The sequence below is a fragment of the Limosilactobacillus pontis DSM 8475 genome (genome assembly GCF_001435345.1).
GTDB lineage: Bacteria > Bacillota > Bacilli > Lactobacillales > Lactobacillaceae > Limosilactobacillus > Limosilactobacillus pontis.
This window is the reverse complement of the sequence record NZ_AZGO01000031.1, coordinates 1-1,507: the sequence shown is the minus strand read 5'-3', so window position 1 is coordinate 1,507 and position 1,507 is coordinate 1. Positions and strand designations below refer to the sequence as shown.

Here is a 1,507-nt window from a genome sequence, read left to right as displayed (position 1 = left end):
GTAAGCACCGAATAACGACACGTATTGAAAAAAAGCGTCATGCACGACATCGGTTTTGATGTTACGCATGACGCTTGCTTATTTTAAATATGACATTGAGCCTGGACCTCTTTTGCCCATGGCAAAAAGCCCTCAAGATCTTTGTTTTCACGATTCGGTAAGTGATCAAACAGATACTTGAAGTATTTATAGATGTTCAAATGATTCATTTTAGCTGTGCCGACTATCGTGTAATATACGGCACTAGCCTGGGCGCCACGAATGCTTTTCGCAAAAAGACTATTTTTACGAATTAACGTTGATGGCCGAATGGCCTGTTCCACTGGATTATTGGTCAATGGAACTTGGCCATTTTCAAAAATCCGATAGACTCGTGACTTTAACGCTAACGCGTTTTGAATGGCATTCTTTAATTTGCCTAAGGGCCGCTGGACCTGACTAATGTAGTCATAAAATGAATCTAATAATGGCCTGATTCTTTTCCTTCGCTCTGCGGCTTTCTCTTCTTGAGTATGATATACTAAGTGCTTTTCCGTATGGAAAACCGATCTTAATAATGATACTGCCTGTTGGGCAATCGAAGATTTGGCAGGGCGATTGTGTAATGCCTTAATGATATTGATGAATTCACGCCGAATATGCACTAGGCATGATCCAAACTTAGCGTTTGGATAAAGGCGATTACTATAGCCGCCATAACCATCGCACATTATAATTCCCTGATAATCACTCCCCAAGATATCTTCAATAACCTTACCAGAGCGTGTATTGGCATAATGAAAGACGTTGATTGGATGACGACTAAATTCAGCGGTCGTCCTAGTGGCCCAAAAATAGCAGTTTGCTTTATGCTCTTCTAACACTTGGAAGGGTGTTTCGTCCATATGAATTACTTCTTCGGAACGCATTAATTCACATAGTTTCTTATATAGAGGTATCAAGTAACTTTCACTGACTTTAATAATATTCTTAGTGATTAAAGTGTCATCAATTGGCATTCCCATGGCCAACCAAAGCTTAAGCTGACGATGGAATGGTAAAGCTAGGTTAAACTTTAATTCGCTAATCTTCGCCAAGATGCTACTTGAGAAATAGCTGTGTGGCAAAATTGCCTGCGGCACCTTACTATTAACAACCAGATCGTTGCCATCTGGATGACAATGATTACACTTATAACTTTCCTGGTAAAAGTTCTTGCAATATAACTCGGCTGGCTTGAGGGCCGCTTCCCGTCTTGCCAGACGCTGACCAATTTTAGTCATTTCTCCCTGACAGTGAGGACACTTCGTGTCCGTTAGCGGAATTACCTGGTCTACCTGGGGCAGACTATTCAAAAAAGCGGTACGCTTACCCGACCGCTTAGCTTTGCGGTGACGTACCACTTGTTTTTGCTTGACTGTAACTACCTCAGTAATATCTTGATCATTGTCTTCCAGCTTAGCGAGTTGTTGGTCATTGAACAGTGATTGCTGTCCTGAAACTACTTCTTCAAAAACTTCAGTTTTTT

Annotated in this window: 1 protein-coding gene; it reads right to left on the bottom strand. The window is 41.2% G+C overall.

What is annotated here, in order from left to right; all coding sequences use genetic code 11:
* Window positions 1–83 precede the first annotated feature (83 nt).
* Window positions 84–1,507: IS66 family transposase (gene tnpC, locus FD34_RS02070; RefSeq protein WP_235805964.1), on the bottom strand; the 1,424-nt coding region annotated here is incomplete at its 5' end.